Origin of the sequence: Streptomyces sparsogenes subsp. cuspidosporus (assembly GCF_039532705.1) — a bacterium.
GTDB classification, from domain to species: domain Bacteria; phylum Actinomycetota; class Actinomycetes; order Streptomycetales; family Streptomycetaceae; genus Streptomyces; species Streptomyces sparsogenes.
This window is the reverse complement of the sequence record NZ_BAAASD010000034.1, coordinates 67487-87731: the sequence shown is the minus strand read 5'-3', so window position 1 is coordinate 87731 and position 20245 is coordinate 67487. Positions and strand designations below refer to the sequence as shown.

At 73.0% G+C, this 20245-nt stretch carries 14 protein-coding genes; 3 read left to right on the top strand and 11 right to left on the bottom strand.

Going from position 1 to position 20245, the window contains the following annotated elements; all coding sequences use genetic code 11:
* Nucleotides 1-94: 94 nt before the first annotated feature.
* From ABFY07_RS30890 to ABFY07_RS30855, 8 genes are all read right to left on the bottom strand, one after another.
* Nucleotides 95-1594: an MFS transporter gene (locus ABFY07_RS30890; RefSeq protein WP_346177649.1), complete on the bottom strand. Its 1500-nt coding sequence runs from the start codon at nt 1592-1594 to the stop codon at nt 95-97.
* Between the two features lie 103 nt (nt 1595-1697).
* On the bottom strand, nt 1698-2414 hold the full coding sequence (locus ABFY07_RS30885; protein WP_346177648.1) for a TetR/AcrR family transcriptional regulator: 717 nt from the start codon (nt 2412-2414) through the stop codon (nt 1698-1700).
* A 258-nt stretch (nt 2415-2672) separates the two neighbouring features.
* Entirely contained in the window at nt 2673-4277 is a 1605-nt protein-coding gene (serA, locus tag ABFY07_RS30880; RefSeq protein ID WP_346177647.1) for a phosphoglycerate dehydrogenase, read from the bottom strand.
* Nucleotides 4278-4568: 291 nt separating this feature from the next.
* Complete coding sequence (gene ilvC / locus ABFY07_RS30875) at nt 4569-5567, bottom strand: ketol-acid reductoisomerase (RefSeq protein WP_065965018.1); 999 nt, start codon at nt 5565-5567, stop codon at nt 4569-4571.
* A gap of 131 nt (nt 5568-5698) precedes the next feature.
* A complete protein-coding gene (gene ilvN / locus ABFY07_RS30870) occupies nt 5699-6226 on the bottom strand; it encodes an acetolactate synthase small subunit (RefSeq protein WP_065965017.1) in 528 nt (175 codons plus the stop codon).
* A gap of 36 nt (nt 6227-6262) precedes the next feature.
* Nucleotides 6263-8119: an acetolactate synthase large subunit gene (locus ABFY07_RS30865; RefSeq protein ID WP_346177646.1), complete on the bottom strand. Its 1857-nt coding sequence runs from the start codon at nt 8117-8119 to the stop codon at nt 6263-6265.
* Nucleotides 8120-8332: 213 nt separating this feature from the next.
* Entirely contained in the window at nt 8333-11308 is a 2976-nt protein-coding gene (locus ABFY07_RS30860; protein WP_346177645.1) for a putative bifunctional diguanylate cyclase/phosphodiesterase, read from the bottom strand.
* Nucleotides 11309-11584: 276 nt separating this feature from the next.
* On the bottom strand, nt 11585-12562 hold the full coding sequence (locus tag ABFY07_RS30855; RefSeq protein WP_346177644.1) for a 2-hydroxyacid dehydrogenase: 978 nt from the start codon (nt 12560-12562) through the stop codon (nt 11585-11587).
* 73 nt (nt 12563-12635) lie between these two features.
* Between ABFY07_RS30855 and ABFY07_RS30850 the strand changes: the two genes are divergently transcribed.
* The 3 genes from ABFY07_RS30850 to ABFY07_RS30840 all read left to right on the top strand — a co-directional run bounded on the left by ABFY07_RS30850 (nt 12636) and on the right by ABFY07_RS30840 (nt 15288).
* Nucleotides 12636-13634: an aldo/keto reductase gene (locus tag ABFY07_RS30850; RefSeq protein ID WP_076970727.1), complete on the top strand. Its 999-nt coding sequence runs from the start codon at nt 12636-12638 to the stop codon at nt 13632-13634.
* Nucleotides 13635-13822: 188 nt separating this feature from the next.
* Nucleotides 13823-15004: a PQQ-dependent sugar dehydrogenase gene (locus tag ABFY07_RS30845; protein ID WP_346177643.1), complete on the top strand. Its 1182-nt coding sequence runs from the start codon at nt 13823-13825 to the stop codon at nt 15002-15004.
* Between the two features lie 104 nt (nt 15005-15108).
* Entirely contained in the window at nt 15109-15288 is a 180-nt protein-coding gene (locus ABFY07_RS30840) for a DUF6191 domain-containing protein (protein ID WP_065965006.1), read from the top strand.
* Between the two features lie 128 nt (nt 15289-15416).
* On the opposite strand, the gene ABFY07_RS30835 is transcribed toward ABFY07_RS30840, so the two are convergent.
* The 3 genes from ABFY07_RS30835 to ABFY07_RS30825 all read right to left on the bottom strand — a co-directional run bounded on the left by ABFY07_RS30835 (nt 15417) and on the right by ABFY07_RS30825 (nt 20225).
* Nucleotides 15417-18494, bottom strand: a complete 3078-nt coding sequence (locus ABFY07_RS30835) for a helix-turn-helix transcriptional regulator (protein ID WP_346177642.1) — start codon at nt 18492-18494, stop codon at nt 15417-15419.
* A gap of 156 nt (nt 18495-18650) precedes the next feature.
* On the bottom strand, nt 18651-18845 hold the full coding sequence (locus ABFY07_RS30830) for a hypothetical protein (protein ID WP_346177641.1): 195 nt from the start codon (nt 18843-18845) through the stop codon (nt 18651-18653).
* 114 nt (nt 18846-18959) lie between these two features.
* Nucleotides 18960-20225: an MFS transporter gene (locus tag ABFY07_RS30825; protein ID WP_346177640.1), complete on the bottom strand. Its 1266-nt coding sequence runs from the start codon at nt 20223-20225 to the stop codon at nt 18960-18962.
* Nucleotides 20226-20245 lie beyond the last annotated feature (20 nt).

Genomic DNA, 20245 nt, shown 5'->3' with positions numbered 1-20245 from the left:
GGCCGCGTCGCCAAGCGTAGCGGGCCAGATCGCCGGGGCTGCCCCTCACACGAGTGAGGGGCAGCCCCGGCGTTGACCGCCGCTTCGGGGCGGCCTACCCCAGGTGCACCGGAAGCGGCGCCGCCTGGTCCGCTCCCTGCTCGCGGCTCGGCCGCGGGGTGTTCATCAGCAGGCCCACCACGACCGCCGAGGCCGCGAGGATCAGCGAGGACCAGACGAAGGCGTGGGAGAAGCCCTCGACCAGCCCCTCCTTGCCCAGCTGCGGGGTCACCCGGCGCTCCCGGATCGCCGGGGCCAGGTAGTCCTTGGTGGTGCTGGCGGCGATCGTGTTGAGCATCGCCGTGCCGATCGAGCCGCCGATCTGCTGGGCGGTGTTGACCGTGGCGGAGGCGATGCCCGCGTCCTGGGCCTGGACGCCGTGGGTGGCGTAGTTCATCGACGGGGCCATCACCAGGCCCATGCCGAAGCCGACGAGGAGTTCGGCGGGGAGCACCCCGGCGGCGTACGAGCTGCCGGGCTCCAGGGGGATCAGCAGCGCCACGCCGGCGGCCGCGATGAGCAGGCCCGGGGCGACCAGGACGCGCGGCGGCACCTTGGGGATCAGGCGGGCGCCGAGGCCGCCCGCCGCCGCCAGCACGGCCGCGGTCATCGGGAGGAAGGCCACGCCGGTGACCAGCGCCGAGTAGCCCTTGACGCGCTGCATGTAGTACGTGAGGAAGAGGAACATCGCGAACATGCCGACCACCGACAGGCCGACCGCGAGGTAGGCGCTGCCGCGCGTGCGGTCCGCCACGACCCGCAGCGGCAGCAGCGGGCGCGGGACGCTGCGCTCGGTCAGGACGAAGGCGGCCAGCAGGACCACGCCCAGGGTCAGCAGACCGGTCACGGTCAGCGAGTCCCAGCCCTTGGATTCGGCCTCGCTGCACCCGTACACCACCGCGACCAGCCCGGAGACGGCCAGCAGCACGCCGGGGAGGTCGAAGCGGCCGCGGCCGCCCTCGGCGGGCTCGTCGACGGGCAGGACGTACCAGCTGAAGGCGGCGACGACGGCGATGGGCACGTTCACGTACAGGCACCAGCGCCAGTCCAGGTACTCGGTCAGCACCCCGCCCAGGACCAGGCCGATCGCGCCGCCGCCCGCCGCGATGGCGCCGAAGATGCCGAAGGCCTTGGCGCGCTCGCGCGGCTCGGTGAAGCTCACCGCGAGCAGGGACAGCGCGGAGGGGGCGAGCAACGCGGCGAACGCGCCCTGCAGCGCGCGGGCCGCGAGCAGCACGCCGAATCCGGGGGCCGCCCCGCCGAGCGCGGAGGCCGCGGCGAAGCCGATCAGGCCGATGAGGAAGGAGCGCCGGCGGCCGGTGTAGTCGGCGATCCGGCCGCCGAGGAGCAGCAGACTGCCGAAAGCCAGGGTGTAGGCGGTGATGACCCACTGCCGGTCGCCGTCGGAGATCCCGAGGTCCTGCTGGGCCGAGGGCAGAGCGATGTTCACGATGGTGATGTCGAGGACGATCATCAGCTGGGCCAGGCCGATGAAGAGCAGTGCCAGCCAGCGCCGGGGATTGACCGCGGGCTGCGTGTCGAGGGGCTGGGACATGACGACGCCTTTCTGAGGCTTATCTGAAGATTGCGGGCTTGGTGAGGTGTTCCCCCGGCGGGTTTCGCCGGGCGCGGGATCGCTCCGGAAGCGGCCGGACGGGTCAGCCGGACCCGCCGCCCATCACCCGCCCTCTGAAGCGCTTGAACGCGGCGGCGTCCAGCGCCGGGCCGGGCAGCCGGGTGTTGGGCCGCGCGCTGCCGGCGGGGCGCAGGCCGTCGACGTATACGTCCAGTTGGCGGTGCGCGAGGGCCTCGTCGTCCGGGATGCCGCCGCCGGGCAGCGGACGGGACAGCCGGACGATCATCATGGTGATGTCGCCGAAGACGATGTCGGGCCGGATCAGGCCGGCCTCATGGGCCCGCCGGAGCAGCTCCTCCACGGGGTCGGCGGCGTCCCGGCGGACGGCCTCCAGGATCTCGTCGATCGTGACGCGGCCGACGAGGGTGGGCATCACCGAGCCGATCTTGAGGTCGAGGGCCGCGTGCATGAAGCGGCGCAGCGCGTCCAGCGGATCGCGGCCGCCGCCGGTCGCCTCGCGGGCGGCCTCGACCAGGGCGGTGAAGACATCGATCGCCACGGCCCGGATCAGGTCGGCGCGCTCGGGGAACCGCCGGTAGAGCGTCGCGATGCCGACGCCGGCCCGGCGGGCGATCTCGTCGAGGGGGGCGTCCGGCCCCTGGTCGGCGAAGACGGCGCGGGCGGCGCGCAGGATCTGCTCGCGGTTGCGGCGGGCGTCGGCCCGCATCCGGGGCGGCCGGGGCCGGTCGGCGGGGGCACCGAGGGCGTCGGCCGGCTCGGAACGAGGGGTGGTGGACACGGCGGGCCTCCCGCGAGCAGCGCGCGGCAGCAGCACGGAGCGGCACACGCGCACGACACATGGACGAGCTAGGTGGAGAGTTTTTCTCCACTTAGCTGTTTCAGCGTAGCCACCGGACCCGCGATATTCAACACGTGATGAAAAAGGCCCCGGCGCGTCGCGCCACACCCCGGCCCGAGCCCCGGAAGACGCCCGGAAACGCGACGAGGCCCGGCCCCCGCCGAAGCGGGGGCCGGGCCTCGTGGGACCCTGCGGGGCTCAGTCCACCAGGTTGACCGAGCGGGCCGAGGTGGCGCCGATCTCCTCGGCGATCTCGGTGAGGACCGGCTGCGGAATGGTGTCGTCCACGGTCAGCGCGACCAGCGCCGCACCGCCCGCCGCCGAACGCGAGACCTGCATGCCGGCGATGTTGATCCCCGCCTCGCCCAGGATGCGGCCCAGCGTGCCGACCACACCCGGGCGGTCGGTGTAGCGCAGGAAGGCCATGTGGTCGGCGAGCGCCAGGTCCACGTCGTACTCGCCGACCGCGACGATCTTCTGCTGGTGCTTGGGGCCGGCCAGGGTGCCGGAGATCGAGACCTCGTCGCCGCCGGAGAGGGTGCCGCGCACGGTCACCACATTGCGGTGCTCCGAGGACTCCGAGCTGGTCGTCAGGCGCACCTCGACACCGCGCTCCTGCGCGAACAGCGGGGCGTTCACATACGACACGGTCTCGTCGACGATGTCCTCGAACACGCCCTTGAGCGCGGAGAGTTCGAGCACCTTGACGTCGTGCTGGGTGATCTCGCCGTACACCTCGACGTCCAGCCGGACCGCGACCTCGCCCGCGAGGGCGGTGAAGATCCGGCCGAGCTTCTCGGCCAGCGGCAGCCCGGGGCGCACATCCTCGGCGATGACCCCGCCCTGCACGTTCACCGCGTCCGGGACCAGCTCGCCGGCCAGGGCGAGGCGCACCGAGCGGGCCACCGCGATGCCCGCCTTCTCCTGGGCCTCGCCGGTGGAGGCGCCCAGGTGCGGGGTGACAACCACGTTGTCGAACTCGAAGAGCGGGGAGTCCGTGCACGGCTCCTTGGAGAAGACGTCCAGACCGGCCGCCGCGACCCGGCCCTCCTTGAGGGCCGCCGCCAGCGCCACCTCGTCGACGATCCCGCCGCGCGCGGCGTTGACGATCCGGACCTCGGGCTTGACCTTGCGCAGCGCCTCGTCGCCGATCAGGCCGACGGTCTCGGGGGTCTTGGGGAGGTGGACCGTGATGAAGTCGGAGACCTCGAGCAGCTCGTCCAGCGACAGCAGCTTGACACCCATCTGGGCGGCGCGCGCCGGCTGCACATAGGGGTCGTACGCGACGATCTTCATGCCGAAGGCGGACATCCGCTGGGCGACCAGCACGCCGATGCGGCCGAGGCCGACGACGCCGAGGGTCTTCTCGCTCAGCTCCACGCCCGTGTACTTGCTGCGCTTCCACTCGCCGTTCTTCAGCGCCGCGTTCGCCTGCGGGATGTTGCGGGCCGTGGCGACCAGCAGGCCGCAGGCCAGCTCGGCGGCGGTGACGATGTTGGACGTGGGGGCGTTGACGACCATGACGCCGGCCTTGGTGGCGGCGGAGACGTCCACGTTGTCCAGGCCGACGCCGGCGCGGGCGACCACCTTCAGCTTCTTCGCCGCGGCGATGGCCTCCGCGTCGACCTTGGTCGCGCTGCGCACCAGGATCGCGTCCACGTCGGCGATGGCGGGCAGCAGCTCGGCCCGGTCCGCGCCGTTGCAGCTGCGGATCTCGAAGTCCGGGCCCAGGGCGTCCACCGTGGCGGGAGAGAGCTCTTCGGCGATGAGTACGACGGGTTTACCCGTGGAGGCAGTGCTCACGTGGTCTTCAGTCCTCACTAGTCCTATGCGGACGGCCGTCCCGACGGCCGCAGGCGTGAAGGGGGGCAGCCGCGTGAAAGACGCACGACGCTGTGAGCCCTGACGCGCTTGTTCCCTGCAGTGTAGTGGCGTCCGGTAGGCGTTTTGCGCCATAGCGGCAGGATCACCCGCACGTGGTCTTGCATGATGGACAAGACGCGGACCGGGCCCCCCGAGGTGCGGGCCCGGGGGCCGGTCCGTAACGGCCCGGGGTGTGACGAGGCTCCCCGTCACACCCGAGGCCACAAGGGCTCACGCCTCGTCGTCGACCCAGCTCATGAGCTTCCGCAGCTCCTTGCCCGTGGTCTCCAGCAGGTGGTCGGCGTCCGCCTTCTTGTACTCGTTGTACTTCGGCAGGCCCGCGTGGTACTCGTCCATCCAGTTCTTGGCGAAGCTGCCGTCCTGGATCTCGGCGAGGACCTTCTTCATCTCGGCCTTCGTCTGGTCGGTGATGATCCGCGGGCCGGTGACGTAGTCGCCCCACTCGGCGGTCTCGGAGATCGACCAGCGCATCTTCTCCAGGCCGCCCTCGTACATCAGGTCCACGATCAGCTTCAGCTCGTGGAGGCACTCGAAGTACGCGATCTCCGGCTGGTAGCCGGCCTCGACCAGGGTCTCGAACCCGGCCTTGACCAGCGCGGAGGTGCCACCGCACAGCACCGCCTGCTCGCCGAAGAGGTCGGTCTCGGTCTCCTCGGTGAAGGTGGTCTTGATGACGCCGGCGCGGGTGCCGCCGATGCCCTTGGCGTACGAGAGGGCGAGCGCGAAGGCGTTGCCGCTGGCGTCCTGCTCGACGGCCGCGATGCACGGCACGCCGCGGCCCTCCTCGTACTGGCGGCGGACCAGGTGGCCCGGGCCCTTGGGGGCGACCATGCAGACGTCCACGCCGGCCGGGGGCTGGATGAAGCCGAACCGGATGTTGAAGCCGTGGCCGAAGAACAGCGCGTCGCCGTCCTTCAGGTTGGCCTTCACCGACTCCTCGTAGACCTGGGCCTGGATCGGGTCCGGGACCAGGATCATGATCACGTCGGCCTCGGCGGCCGCCTCGGCCGGGGTGACCACGCGCAGCCCCTCCTCCTCGGCCTTGGCCTTGGACTTGGATCCCTCGTGCAGGCCGACCCGGACGTCGACGCCCGAGTCGCGCAGCGACAGCGCGTGGGCGTGGCCCTGGCTGCCGTAGCCGAGGACCGCGACCTTGCGGCCCTGGATGATGGACAGGTCGGCGTCGTCGTCGTAGAACAGCTCGGCCACTTCGGGGTTCTCCTAGCTTTTTCGGGTTGTGCGTCCCACCGTATGACGGGCGGGCGACGGAAGGTTTCGGGGTCTCGCCATACGGGCCCCAGGCCTGCCGTGATCGGCCGCCCGGCACCCGGTGCCGCTGGTCAGGCGGTCCGGTCGAGCGCGCGCAGGCTCCGGTCGGTGATGGAGCGGGCGCCGCGCCCTATGGCGATGGTGCCGGACTGGACCAGCTCCTTGATGCCGTACGGTTCCAGCATCTTGAGCATGGCTTCGAGCTTGTCGCTGCTGCCGGTGGCCTCGATGGTCACGGCCTCCGGGGAGACGTCCACGGTCTTGGCGCGGAACAGCTGGACGATCTCGACGATCTGGGAGCGGGTCTCGTTGTCGGCGCGGACCTTCACCAGGACGAGTTCCCGCTGGATCGCCTGGCTGTCCTCCAGCTCGACGATCTTCAGGACGTTGACGAGCTTGTTGAGCTGCTTGGTGACCTGCTCCAGCGGCAGCTCCTCGACATTCACCACGATGGTGATCCGGGAGATGTCGGGGTGCTCGGTGACCCCGACCGCGAGCGAGTCGATGTTGAAGCCGCGGCGGGAGAACAGCGCGGCGATCCGGGCCAGGATGCCGGGGGTGTTCTCGACCAGGACGGAGAGCGTGTGCTTGGTGGACATGGGCGTGAAGTCTCTCTTCTCTCTGCTGTCCCGGCCTCAGTCGTCTTCGCCGTCGCCGAAGTCCGGGCGGACGCCGCGCGCCGCCTGGATCTCGTCGTTGGAGGTGCCGGCGGCGACCATCGGCCAGACCATGGCGTCCTCGTGGACGATGAAGTCCACGACCACCGGCCGGTCGTTGATCGCGTTGGCCTTCTCGATCACGGCGTCCAGGTCGGCCGGGTCCTCGCAGCGGATGCCGATGCAGCCCATGGCCTCGGCGAGCTTGACGAAGTCGGGGACGCGGGTGCCGGCGCTGGTCGGGGCGGGGGCGTCCGGTCCCGAGTGCAGCACGGTGTTGGAGTAGCGCTGGTTGTAGAACAGCGTCTGCCACTGGCGGACCATGCCCAGCGCGCCGTTGTTGATGATCGCGACCTTGATCGGGATGTTGTTCAGCGCGCAGGTGACCAGCTCCTGGTTGGTCATCTGGAAGCAGCCGTCACCGTCGATCGCCCAGACCGTACGGCCCGGGGTGCCGGCCTTGGCGCCCATCGCGGCCGGGACCGCGTAGCCCATGGTGCCGGCGCCGCCGGAGTTCAGCCAGGTGGCCGGCTTCTCGTAGTCGATGAAGTGGGCGGCCCACATCTGGTGCTGGCCGACGCCCGCGGCGAAGATCGTGTCCTCCGGCGCGAGCTGCCCGATCCGCTGGATGACCTGCTGCGGGGACAGGCTGCCGTCCTGCGGCTGCTCGTAGCCCAGCGGGTAGGTCTCCCGCCACCGGTCCAGGTCCTCCCACCAGCCGGAGTAGTCGCCGACGTGGCCGGCGTCGTGCTCGGCCTGGACCGCGACGACCAGGTCCGCGATCACCTCGCGGGCGTCGCCGACGATCGGCACGTCGGCCGTGCGGTTCTTGCCGATCTCGGCCGGGTCGATGTCGGCGTGGACCACCTTGGCGTGCGGGGCGAAGGAGTCCAGCTTGCCGGTGACCCGGTCGTCGAAGCGCGCGCCGAGGGCGACGATCAGATCGGCCTTCTGCAGGGCGGTGACGGCGGCGACGGTGCCGTGCATGCCGGGCATGCCCAGGTGCTGGCGGTGGGTGTCGGGGAAGGCGCCCAGCGCCATCAGCGTGGTGGTGACGGGCGCGCCGGTCAGCTCGGCCAGCACCTTCAGCTCGGCGGTGGCGTGGGCCTTGAGGACGCCGCCGCCCACGTACAGCACCGGGCGCTCGGCCTGGGTGATCAGGCGGGCGGCCTCGCGGATCTGCTTGGCGTGCGGCTTGGTGACCGGGCGGTAGCCGGGCAGGTCGGTCTGCGGCGGCCAGGAGAAGGTGGTCTGCGCCTGGAGGGCGTCCTTGGCGATGTCGACCAGGACCGGGCCGGGGCGGCCGGTGGAGGCGATGTGGAACGCCTCGGCGATCGTCCTGGGGATGTCCTCGGCTCGGGTGACCAGGAAGTTGTGCTTGGTGATCGGCATGGTGATGCCGCAGATGTCCGCCTCCTGGAAGGCGTCCGTGCCGATGGCCTTGGAGGCGACCTGACCGGTGATCGCGACGATGGGCACGGAGTCCATGTGCGCGTCGGCGATCGGGGTGACCAGGTTGGTGGCGCCGGGGCCCGAGGTCGCCATGCAGACGCCGACCTTGCCGGTGGCCTGGGCGTAGCCGGTGGCGGCGTGGCCCGCGCCCTGCTCGTGGCGGACGAGCACGTGCCGGACCTTGGAGGAGTCCATCATCGGGTCGTACGCCGGCAGGATGGCGCCGCCGGGGATGCCGAAGACGGTGTCGGCGCCGACCTCCTCGAGCGAGCGGATGAGGGACTGCGCGCCCGTGACGTGCTCGACGGGGGCGGGCTGGGAACCGCCGTTACGGGGCCGCGGCTGGGGATGGTGGGCCCCGGTGGCCTGCTCGGTCATCGGCATTCTCTTCTCGGATGAGGGTCTGTGCGGGGAGTGGGAGAGCGGTACGACTTGTGTCGGTGCAACAAAAAACCCCTCGTGCCGTGAGGCAAGCGAGGGGAGCGCGCCGGTGGGGTCCGCAGGGCTGGTATGGGGCCCTGCTCAGCCGACGCGCTTTCCAAGTACGAGAATTCGGGTGCGCATGGCTCCGACCCTCCCCCCGGCGCGCACCGGGTGTCAAGTGGGTGGGACGGGCGTCTCAGTATTTGAGCGGGAGGCCGGGTGGGTGTGAGACTCCGCCCGTCGCGGCCCGTGCCCCCCGCCGTGGGCTGCGCTGTGAGCCGCGCCATGGCCCGGGCCGTGCGCCGAGGCATGTGCCGGGATGTGGCCGAGGTGCCGGGCCGGCAGCGCCCCGCCGACCAGGACCGGGCTGTCCGAGCGCGGCACGGGGTACGAGCCGCGGTTCAGGGCGCGGCGCAGCCGGTGCTCGTCGAGCGGACCGGAGAAGGCCGTCCCCAGGGCGTGGGTGCACCCCATGGCCCGCAGGGCGGCGATCTGCTCGGGCAGGTCGACCCCTTCCGCGAGGGACTGCATGCCCAGGTCGCCGGCGATCCGCAGCAGTCCCGAGGTGATTTTGTGCAGCCGGGAGGACTCGACGACGCCCTCCACGAGCCCCCGGTCGAGCTTGAGCATGTCGATGGGGAGCCTGCGCAGCGCCCGGATGGCGGCGTACCCGCTGCCGAAGCCGTCGAGGGCGATGCGCACGCCGAGGCGCCGCAGCGCGCTCAGGCGGTGCTCCAGTTCGTCCAGCGGCACCCGGGGGTCGCTGTCGGTGAGCTCCAGGATCAGCGCGCCGGAGGGCAGGCCGTGGCGGACCAGCAGGGTCTCGACGCTCTTGGGCGGCATCGACTTGTCCACGAGGCGGCCGGCGGGGAGCCGCACGCACACCGGGACCGGGAATCCGTCGCGGCGGCGCTCGGCGGCCTGCTCGACGGCCGTCTCCAGCGTCCAGCGGGCCAGCTCGGCGGTGCGGGCCGCGTCCTCGCCGCCGCCGCGCCCGCTGTCGGCGACCCGCAGGAACTCCGCCGGGGTGAACAGGATGCCCTGCGCCGAGCGCCAGCGGGGCTGGGCCGCGACGGCGGTGATCCGGCCGCCGGCGAGCTCCACGACGGGCTGGTGCAGCAGGACGAACTCGCCGTCGTGGAGGGCGGTCCGCAGCCGGGAGGCGAACTCGGCGCGCCGCGCCACGTCGGCCTGCATCTGCGGCGCGTACAGCTCGACCCGGTTCTTGCCCGCGGACTTGGCGCGGTACATCGCCAGGTCCGCGTTGCGCATCAGGGCCCCGGGGCTGACACCCGGCTCGGCGAAGGCGACGCCGATGCTGGCGGCCACCCGCACCTCGGTGCCGCCCACGACCTGGTACGGCTGGGAGAGCCTGAGGCGCAGCCGGTCGGCGATCTCCAGGATGCGGCACTCGCGGGCGGCGGCGTCCTGGTCGCCGTCCCCGTCGCCGATGATCAGCGCGGCGAACTCGTCGCCCCCGAGGCGGGCCGCGCAGTCCCCGGACCCGGAGCGCACGGACTCCTGAAGCCGGCGGGCGGCCTGGACCAGCAGTTCGTCGCCCGCCTGGTGGCCGACGGTGTCGTTGACGGCCTTGAACCCGTCGAGGTCGATGTAGAGCACCGCGGTGCCCGCGTCGGTGCGGCGCCGCCCGCCGAGGGCGTGGCCGACCCGCTTGGTGAACAAGGAGCGGTTGGGCAGGTCGGTGAGCGGGTCGTGCTCGGCGTTGTGCTGGAGCTGGGCCTGGAGCCGCACCCGCTCGGTGACGTCCCGGCTGTTGAAGATGAGGCCGCCCTGGTGGCGGTTGATCGTCGACTCGACGTTGAGCCAGTCGCCGGAGCCGGAGCGGAAGCGGCACTCGATGCGGGTGGTGGGCTCCTCCCCCGGCGAGGCGGCGAGGAAGCGCCGCACCTCGTGGACGACCGAGCCCAGGTCCTCGGGGTGGATGAGGGAGGCCAGCTCGGAGCCGACCAGCTCGTCCGCGTCGCGGCCGTAGACCCCGGAGGCGGCCGGGCTGACGTAGCGCAGTATGCCGGTGGGCGCGGCGATCATGATGACGTCGCTGGAGCTCTGCACCAGGGAGCGGAAGTGGTTCTCCTTCTCCGCCAGCTCCTGGGTGAGGGCGATGTTGTCGAGCAGCATGATGGCCTGCCGGACGACCAGGGCCAGCACGACCGCGCAGGCGGTGAAGAGCATCACCCCGTCGATCGGTCGGCCGTCCATCACGTTGTAGAGGATCCCCAGGGTGCAGACGGCGGCGGCGAGGTACGGCGCGAGGGCGGCGAGCGAGCCCGCGCTGGTCCGGCTGGGCTGGGCGGGGCGGCGGAGCGCGGCCGGCGGGGCCTGGGCGGCCTCGCGCCGGGCCACCCAGGGGGCGTACGCGAGCAGTATGGAGCCCGCGAACCACCCGGCGTCAAGGATCTGTCCGGAGCGGTAGCCCTCGCGCAGCAGGGGCGAGGTGAACAGCGCGTCGCACAGCACGGTCAGCGCGAAGGCGGCGATCGCGGTGTTGATCGCGGAGCGGTTGGCCGAGGACCGCCGGAAGTGCACCGCGACGACCATGCTGATCAGCACGATGTCCAGCAGCGGGTAGGCGAGCGAGAAGGCCCTGCGCGCCACGGGCTCGCCGCCCCCGCCGAACGGGCCGGTGTGGGCGAGCGCCAGGCTCCACGAGAGGGTCAGCAGCGATCCGGCCATCAGCCAGGCGTCCAGCGCCAGACAGATCCAGCCGGCGCGGGTGGCCGGGCGCTTGGCGAGCACCAGCATCCCGACGATGGCGGGCGGGGCGAAGAGCAGGAAACAGAAGTCGGCGGCCGAGGGGCTGGGCACCGGGCGGCCGAGCACCACCTCGTACCAGCCCCATACGCCGTTGCCGAGCGCCGCCATGAAGGAGGAGGCCGCGAACAGCAGCCAGGCGGGGCGCAGCCGCCCGGAGCGCGTGCGGCCGTGCCACAGGCAGGAGACGGTGGCGGTCAGAGCGGCGGCGCTGAGCCCGAAGTCACCCATGCACAAGGCCAGTTCGGGCGATCCCCAGCCGAGCGCCGCGCCCGCCGCGTACCCCCCGCAGACCAGGGCGAGGACGACCTGGGGCAGCAGCCCCGCCCGGCCGCCGGAGACCGACGGCCTGGCGAGCACCGCTCCGGTGGCGCTCACCGGACGGCCCTCGAGCGCCGCGCGAGGGCGCGGGAAGCTAGCAGTCGACGCCTGAGCCGCGTCGGGTCGTGGGTCCATTGGCCATGCATCGCCCGTCGCCCCCCTTGAGTTCCGGTCCATCGCTGACGCCGTTCGGTCAGTGGCGCAGCCCCCGCTCGGGACGATACACCAGACTGGTCACTCAGGGACATAGGTCATCTACACACCGTAACCGACAACGGCGTTGTATATACGGAGTGCAGTCATACCGTGTCTGTATGTGGTGCCACGGGCATTTCATCCGGTCGTTGTGACGATATGACTGAGCGGTTCACCGGCCGCGAAGCGGCGCAGCTGGTCGCGCAGCAGCCGCTTCGCACGGGGCAGGAAGGCCGACGACGGACCCCCCACGTGCGGGGTGATGAGCACTCCTGGAGCGTGCCACAGCGGATGCCCGGCGGGCAGCGGTTCGGGGTCGGTCACATCCAGCGCGGCCCGCAGCCGGCCCGATTCCAGCTCGGCGAGGAGCGCCTTGGTGTCCACCACCGGACCGCGCGCCACGTTCACCAGCAGCGCGCCGTCCTTCATCCGGGCCAGGAAGTCCGCCCCGGCCAGGCCCCGGGTGGCAGGGGTGAGCGGGGTGACGAGCACCACCACGTCGGCTTCCGGAAGCAGTCGGGGCAAGTCGTCGATCGGGTGCACCGGACCGCGCTCGGTCGTGCGCGGGGAGCGCGCGACGCGCAGTACCCGCTCGCACTCGAACGGCACGAGCCGGTCCTCGATCGCGCCGCCGATGGACCCGTAGCCGACGATCAGCACGGTCCGGTCGGCGAGCGCGGGGCGGAAGCCCTGGCTCCACCGCCCGGCGTCCTGGGCGCGCACGAAGTCGGGGATGCCGCGCAGCGAGGCGAGGACGAGGGTCAGGGCCAGCTCGGCGGTGCTCGCGTCGTGCACCCCGCGCGCGTTGCACAGCCGCACCCCGGACGGCAGCTCCGCGAGGTGGGGCTGCACATGGTCTATGCCGGCGGTGAGGGTCTGCACCACGCGCAGGTTCCTCATGGCGGGCAGGGGCCGCACCCCCTCTTTGTTCTTCATGTACGGCAGGCAGTAGAACGCGCAGCGGGCGGGGTCCGTGGGGTAGTCGGACTCGCCGTCCCAGTGGGCGTACTCCAGGCCGTCGGGGAGCCCGCCGATCTCGTCCGCCGGAAACGGCAGCCACGCGAGGGGGCGCGGGTGCTCGGGGATCTCGGGGGTGTCGCTGTGATCTGCGCTCATGCCTGGAGGCTATGCGATCAGCACCCGGACTCAGACGTTAGTTTGGTGCGAGAAACGGGAGGGGTCAGGCCAGGTGGAGCGCAGGAGAATCGGAGCGGCGACGCTCGAGGTGGGCGCGATAGGCCTCGGATGCATGCCCATGAGCTGGGCGTACACCGCTTCCCAGCGCAGCGGCGAGGGCTCGCTGCGCGCCGTGCACGCCGCGCTCGACGCGGGCGCGAGCCTGCTGGACACCGCCGACATGTACGGGCCGTTCATCAACGAACGGCTGGTGGGGCGGGTGCTCAAGGAGCGGCGCGAGGACGCCTTCGTGTCCACCAAGTGCGGGCTGCTGGTGGGCGAGACCCACATCGTGGCCAACGGCCACCCCAGCTATGTGAAGCGGGCCTGCGACGCCTCGCTGCGGCGGCTGCGGACCGACGTCATCGACCTCTACCAGCTGCACCGGGCCGACCCGGAGGTGCCGATAGAGGAGACCTGGGGCGCGATGGCGGAGCTGGTCGCGGCCGGGAAAGTACGGGCGCTGGGGCTGTGCGCGCTGGGGGCACGGGCACAGCGGCGGGCCGGGGCGGGGATGCACGACGCCACCGTGCGGCAGCTGGAGCGGGTGCAGCAGGTCTTCCCGGTCAGCTGTGTGCAGGCGGAGCTCTCGGTGTGGTCGCCCGAGGCGCTGGAGGCGCTGGTGCCGTGGTGCGCCTCGCGCGGGGTCGGCTTCCTGGCCGCGATGCCGCTGGGAAACGGCTTTTTGAGCGGGACCCTGACGCCGGGTCAGGGCTTCGAGCCGGACGACGTACGGGCCCGGCACCCGCGCTTCACGGCCGAGATGATGGCGGCGAACCAGCCGATCGTGGCCGGGCTGCGCCGGGTGGCGCGGCGGCACGGGGACTCGGTCACGGCGGCGCAGGTGGCGCTGGCGTGGCTGCTGGGGCAGGGGCGGCACGTGGTCCCGGTGCCGGGGACCAAGCGGGCGCGGTGGGCGGTGGAGAACTGCGCGGCGGCCGAACTGCGGCTGACGGACGAGGACTTCGCGGAGATAGCGGCGCTGCCGCCGGCCCAGGGGTCATGGGACTAGGTTCGGGCTCCGGTGGCGGAACCGGCGACGGAGAACCGGTGACGGGGACCGGTGGCGGGGGCCGGTGGCGGGGACCGGTGGCGGGAACTGGTCACGGGAACCGGTGGCGGAGCAGCGGTGTATAAGAAACAGTGCCGTGCCGAGGCACATGTGCCCACGGAGAGGAACCGAAGGTGCGACGTCCTGGTGTGACCCCTGTGCTCGCTTCCGCTGCCGCGTTGCTGCTCGTGGCGGGCTGCTCGTCCGATGACGGCGCGACCGCCCCCTCCTTCGGCCGCCGCCCCAGCACCTCCGGCCCGGCGAAGACCGGGCCCGGCCGGGATCCCTCGTCCTCGGGCAAGCCCTCCCCCTCTCCCTCGGCCCCGGCCGCCCCCAGCAAGGGCACGGCGAAGGTGGTGCGCACGCTCACCACCAAGCTGGACTCGCCGTGGGGGCTGGCCCCCCTGCCCGACGGAAACCTGCTGGTCTCCTCCCGGGACACCGGCAAGATCTTCGAGGTGGATGCGGAGAGCGGGAAGAAGACGGAGGTCGGCTCCGTCCCGGGCGTCTCCCCCGGCGGCGAGGGCGGGCTGCTGGGCCTGGCCGTCTCCCCCGACTACGGGGCCAACCCGATGGTGTACGCGTACTTCACCACCGCCTCGGACAACCGCATCGCCCGCATGTCCTATGACGACAAGCGCCCCGCCGGCTCCCAGCTCGGCGCCCCGGACACCATCTTCAAGGGCATCCCCAAGGGCGCGCTTCACGACGGCGGGCGGATCGCCTTCGGCCCGGACAAGATGCTCTACGTGGGCACGGGCGACAGCGGCGAGCGCGGGCTCGCCCAGGACCAGGACTCGCTCGGCGGCAAGATCCTGCGGATGACCCCGGAGGGCGAGCCCGCCCACGGCAATCCCGAAGCGGACTCCGTGGTCTATTCCCATGGCCACCGCAATGTGCAGGGCCTGGCCTGGGACATCGACAAGCGGCTGTGGGCCTCGGAGTTCGGACAGGACACCTGGGACGAGCTCAATCTCATCCGGCCCGGCAAGAACTACGGCTGGCCCGAGGCGGAGGGCAAGGCCGGCGAGAAGGGGTTCGTCGACCCGGTCGAGCAGTGGAAGCCCAAGGAGGCCTCGCCCAGCGGCATCGCGTACGCCAAGGGCTCGATCTGGATGGCCGCGCTGCGCGGGGAGCGGCTGTGGCGCATCCCCCTGGCCGGCACCCGGGCGGCGGGGAAGCCGCAGTCGTTCCTCGTCGGGAAGTACGGGCGGCTGCGGTCGGTGGTGGCCACGGACGACGGCGGGCTGTGGGTGACGACGAGCAATACGGACGGGCGGGGAAAGCCGGGAAAGGAGGACGACCGGATCCTGCGGCTCAAGATCTCCTGACGGGCGGGGAACTCCAGAGAGGGAAGCTTCCGGAGGGGAGGATCTCCTGACCGGCCAGGGGAGATCGGCGGGGCAGCGCCTAGACTGGCGGGAGTCGCTCGCCCTTGGGGGTCGCCGTGTTCAACATCATCGAGGAACTGTTCTCGCCGGGTCGGCGGAACACCGAGGAAGAGCGCAACCGGCTGGAGTTGACCGTGGACGACGTGGGCGACGGCGACAACCCGTGGCGGGGGCCGATCGACCTGGACTCGGGCCGGGTGGTCGTCCGCCCCCGCCAGGCCTGAGCCCCAGCCTCCCTCAGGCCTGAGTCACAGCTTCCCGCCAGGCCTGAACCTCGCCACGGTCGAAGACACCGCCCCGCCGGGCCGGGCATCGTCCCGCCGGCGCGGGGCCGGCTCGCCCCGGAGCCGGCTCAGCGCGCCATCGCCTCGTCCACCAGGCCGTCCACCAGCCGCAGCCGGTGCGCCACCGCCGCCGCCTCGCCACGGCCCGACACCTCCAGCTTCGCCAGGATGTTGGACACGTGCACACTCGCCGTCTTCGGCGAGATGAACAGCTCCTCGGCGATCTGACGGTTGCTGCGCCCCAGGGCCACCAGCCGCAGCACATCGCGCTCCCGGGGGGTGAGCCCGAGGGCCGCGGCCGGGTCGGCGGGCTCGGCGGCGGGCTCCGGCGAGCGGGTCGCGGGGAGGGCGGCGAGCGGGGCGGTGGTGGTGGCGTCCGGGCCGGATGGCAGGGGCAGCCGGGCGCGGCGGGCCAGCAACTCGATCCCCTCGCGCAGCGGGCGCGCCCCCAGCCGGACCGCCGTGGTGTGCGCCGCCGCGAGCGGCTCCGCGACCCGCTCCCGGGGCGCGCCGGAGTCCAGCAGCGCCTCCGCCCAGCGGAAGCGGGCCCCGGCCAGGGGGTGCGGGCGGTCCAGCCGCTCCAGGGCGGCCACCGCGGCCGCCCAGCGCTCGGCGTCGTCGCGCCCCTCGGCGCGGGCCAGTTCGGCGTCCAGCAGCCGGCCGTAGGCCTGCCACACCGGCACCGGCTGCGCCACCCGCTTGGCCGCCGCCCGGATCCGGGCCAGGGCCTCGGCGCGGCCCGGCTCGGCCGCGGGCAGGCCGCGGGCGTCCGCCTCGGCCGCGGTGGCGGCCACCAGCAGCGGCCAGGTGTAGCGATGCATCCCGGCCCGGAAGCCGTCCTCCAGGACCTGGCCGAGAAGCGAGCGGACCTCCAGGATCCGGCCGCGGGCCGCCGCGAGGTCCAGGCAGTGGTGGGCGAAGGGGATGGTGAACTGCGGCTCGCCGATGAGGTGCTGCTGTTCGCGGGCCTCCGCCAGCTCGCGCTCCGCGGTGTCCCAGTCGCCCCGGCTCAGCGCCAGCCTGGCCAACCGGTTCACCGCCAGGCGATGCGCCTTGTTGCCGATCGCCAGGCGCCGGGTGGAGGCCGCGGCCTCCTCCGCCTCGGCCCAGCGGCCCAGCGACAGCAGCGACTCGGCCATGTTGCCGAACACCCACGCCAGGGAGTCGGTCAGGCCGAAGTGGTCCAGCATCCGGACGCCCTTCTCGGCGACCTCCACCGCCTCGGCGGACCGGCCGAGCCCCTCGAGCCCGGAGGTCAGATTGACGAAGCAGCGCCCCACGATGCTGACGTCGCCCATCTCGATCGCGGCCTCGCAGACCTCCCGCATCTGGGCGAGGCCGGCCTCGACGTCCCCGGACTCGGCCATGAAGTAGCCCAGCGTCAGCCGGGCGTGCAGCTCGGTGCTGTGGGCGCCGACCAGCCGGGCCAGCTCCACCGCCCGCTCGGCGACGGCGAACCCCTCCGGGCCCGGCCGGCGGACCATGTTCCAGCCGGCCGCCTGCGCCAGCACGTCCGCGTGCACGGCGGACGGCGGCAGGCCGCGCACCAGCTCCTGGGCCCGGCTGAGCTCGGCCCAGCCGTCGCCCCGCCCCAGAGAGCTGATGAGCTTGGACTGCTGGGTCCAGAACCACGCGGCCTGCAGCGGGTCCTCGCTCTCGTCCAGCGTGCGCAGCGCCCGCCGGGCGACGGCCAGCGCCCGCTCCCGCTGACCCGACCGGTAGGCGGCCACCACCACCTCGGCCAGCAGGTCCAGATGGCGCAGCGCGCCGTCCTCGCGGGCGCACGCGGGATAGGCCTCGGCGTAGTCGAGGGGCCGCTGCACCTCGCGGATCTCCTGGGGGGCGTCCTCCCACAGCTCCATGGCGCGCTCCAGCAGCCGCAGCTGCTCGGCGTGGGCGTACCGCCGACGGGCCTCGACGGCGGCCCGCAGCACGGCGGGCAGGGCCTTGGCCGGGTCGTGCGCGTGGTACCAGTAGCTGGCGAGGCGGGCGGCGCGCTCGTCGGCCCGCACCAGCGTGGGGTCGGCCTCCAGCACCTCGGCGTAGCGCCGGCTGATGCGGGAGCGCTCGCCGGGCAGCAGATCGTCCATCACGGCCTCGCGGACCAGGGCGTGGCGGAAGCGGTAGCCGCTGTCGTCGCCCGTGGGCCGCAGGATGTTGGCGCCGACGGCGGCGCGCAGCGCCTCGATGAGATCGTCCTCGCCGAGCCGGGCGACCGCGCGCAGCAGTTCGTACTCCACGGTGGAGCCGCCCTCGGCCAGGATGCGGACCACCCGCTGGGCCTCCTCGGGCAGCGCCTCGACCCGCACCAGCAGCAGGTCGCGCAGCGATTCGCTGAGCCCCGTGGCGCAGCCCTCGCTGATGCTGCGGGCGATCTCCTCGACGAAGAAGGCGTTTCCGTCGCTGCGCTCGAAGATCCGGTCGACCAGCGCCCGCTCCGGCCGGGCGCCGTAGATCCCCGCGATCTGGGCGCGGACCTCGGAGCGGTTGAAGCGGCGCAGCTCGACGCGGCGCACCGCCCGCATGCGGTCGATCTCGGCGAGGAAGGGGCGCAGCGGGTGGCGGCGGTGGATGTCGTCGGAGCGGTAGGTGACGACGACCAGCAGCCGGGAGCTGATCAGGGAGCGGAAGAGATAGCCGAGCAGCTCGCGGGTGGAGCGGTCGGCCCAGTGGAGGTCCTCGATGACGACGACCAGGGTGCGGTCGGTGGCCAGCCGCTCCAGCAGCCGGACGGTGAGCTCGAAGAGCCGGGCGCGGCTGTCCTCCTCCCGCGATTCGCGGGCAGTCTCGCCCAGTTCGGGCAGCAGCCGGGCCAGCTCGCCCTCCTGTCCGGCGACGGCCCGGTCCAGTTCGTCCCCCAGCTTGCGGCGCAGCGAGCGCAGCACGGTGGACACGGGGGCGAACGGCAGGCCGTCGACCCCGATCTCGACGCAGCCGCCGACGGCGGCGGCGGCCCCGGCGGCGGTGGCCCGGGTCAGGAACTCGTCCACCAGCCGGCTCTTGCCGACTCCCGCCTCCCCTCCGACGAGCAGCACCTGCGGCTCGCCCGCGGTGGCGCGGGCGAGCGCGTCGGTGAGAGTGGCCAGTTCCTCGGCGCGGCCGACGAACACCGGGCTGACAGACATGTGGTGCACGTCGTCGAGCATCGCACAAGGGTCCGACAGCCCGATACGGGCTCGGGGGGCGCCGTGGACCGGGGCGAGGGCACGGACGGGTGCCGCGGCGACGGGACGGCCGGGCGCCGGGGTGACCCGGCGGCCGGGGGCGGTGCTCGGCAGGGGCGGCACGGCACGGTCCGGAGGTCAGGCGGCGGTGCCGAACGCCCGCGGCGAACGGCGGCCGCCGTCCCGCCGGTCCACGGTCTTCACCCGCCTTCCTGGTTCCTCGCCGAGGGATCGGTCGGCGCCCGTGCGCCGGGCCCGGCGGGCCAGCCGGTACTCGGCGGCCTCACGCAGCGCCTCCGCCTCGCGGACCTTGTGCAGTTCGTAGTGGAACATCGTCTTCTCCTTCAGAGAGCTGTGGGTGACGTGTCTTTCAACGCCCTCAACCTTCGTCCGCAAGGGGGGTGCCGCGCATCGGGCGAGTGCCCGATCTCCGCTGGTGCGGGGGCCTTAGACCTCCTGAGCCCCGCCTTCCGCGGGGGCCTTAGGGCGGCCGGTGGGACTTAGACCCCCGGCCTTCGGCCTGCCGCCCCCGGGGCCCGGTACCTCAGGGCTGGGCTTCTCCGGTCGCAGCCCGGGGGCCAGCGCCAGGGTGACCGCGACCGAGGCCGCCGCCATGACGGCCATCGCGGTCGCCGGCGAGGTGCGCTGGGCGACGGCGCCCGCGAGGGCGGCGCCGACGCCCTGCATGGTGAGCAGCCCCGAGGAGTGCAGCCCCAGCGCGTGCCCGCTCAGTTCGTCGGGGGTCAGGGCCATCAGCCGCTCCTGGAGCAGCAGACCGGCGGAGAAGCCGACCGAGGCGAGGCCGACCGCGGCCACCGCGAGCGGCAGCGCCGGCTGCACGGCGAAGACCAGGTACGGGGCGGCGAGCAGCAGGCGCAGCGGGGCGCCGAGCCGCTCTCGCCACCAGGGCGGCAGGAACCGGCCCGCCAGGGTGTCGCCGACGAGCATCCCCAGGGCGGCGCAGGCCAGCAGCAGCCCGGCGTGGCCGGGCGCGTAGGGGACGAAGAGGGACTCGCAGCCGACGATCAGCCCGTTGGGCACCCACAGCGCCAGGTAGACGTACCGGCGCGGCGCGGACGACCAGAGCCGGGCGTTGCCGCGCCAGGTCTCGGCGACCGACGGCCGTCCGGCGGCGCGCGGTGGCCGCCGGCGCAGGCCCAGGCGGGCGACGGCCGCGGCGGCGAGGTGGAGGGCGGCGGCGGTGAGCAGCGTGCCGCGCGGCGACAGGGCGGTCACCAGCAGGCCGCCCATCGCGTAGCCGCAGATCTGGGTGGCGCCCGCGGACATGTTGAGGACGGAGCGGCCGAGCAGGTATCCGTCCCGCGCCACGATCTCGTTGAGCAGTCCGTAGCGCACCCCGCCGCCCAGCGAGGCGGTCGCCCCGAGGACCAGGAGGACGGCGAAGACGGCCGGCACCGGCAGCCCGGGGACGGCCTGGACGGCGGTGCCCAGCGCGGAGAACAGCGCCAGGGCACACATCGCGGCGCGCGGCGGCACCCGGTCGGCGGCCGACAGCAGCACCGTCGCGCCGACCACCTGGGCCAGGCTGGGGCCGAACATGCTGAGGGCGGACAGCAGCGGTGAGCCGGTCGCCGCGTAGACCAGGGTGCCGAGGGCCAGCCCGCTCACCGCCTGGGCGGCCACCTGGAGGGTGCCGGTGAGGAAGAAGGGCGTGAACTCGGGCGCGGCGAAGAGTTCTCGGTACGTGCGCATGGCCGGGAGTCTCGGCGGCC

Coding starts and splice junctions, on each gene's coding strand:
- ABFY07_RS30830 (WP_346177641.1), bottom strand. CDS start 18,845: ATGTTCCACTACGAACTGCACAAGGTCCGCGAGGCGGAGGCGCTGCGT.
- ABFY07_RS30835 (WP_346177642.1), bottom strand. CDS start 18,494: ATGCTCGACGACGTGCACCACATGTCTGTCAGCCCGGTGTTCGTCGGC.
- ABFY07_RS30825 (WP_346177640.1), bottom strand. CDS start 20,225: ATGCGCACGTACCGAGAACTCTTCGCCGCGCCCGAGTTCACGCCCTTC.
- ABFY07_RS30865 (WP_346177646.1), bottom strand. CDS start 8,119: ATGCCGATGACCGAGCAGGCCACCGGGGCCCACCATCCCCAGCCGCGG.
- ABFY07_RS30890 (WP_346177649.1), bottom strand. CDS start 1,594: ATGTCCCAGCCCCTCGACACGCAGCCCGCGGTCAATCCCCGGCGCTGG.
- ilvN (WP_065965017.1), bottom strand. CDS start 6,226: ATGTCCACCAAGCACACGCTCTCCGTCCTGGTCGAGAACACCCCCGGC.
- ABFY07_RS30855 (WP_346177644.1), bottom strand. CDS start 12,562: ATGAGCGCAGATCACAGCGACACCCCCGAGATCCCCGAGCACCCGCGC.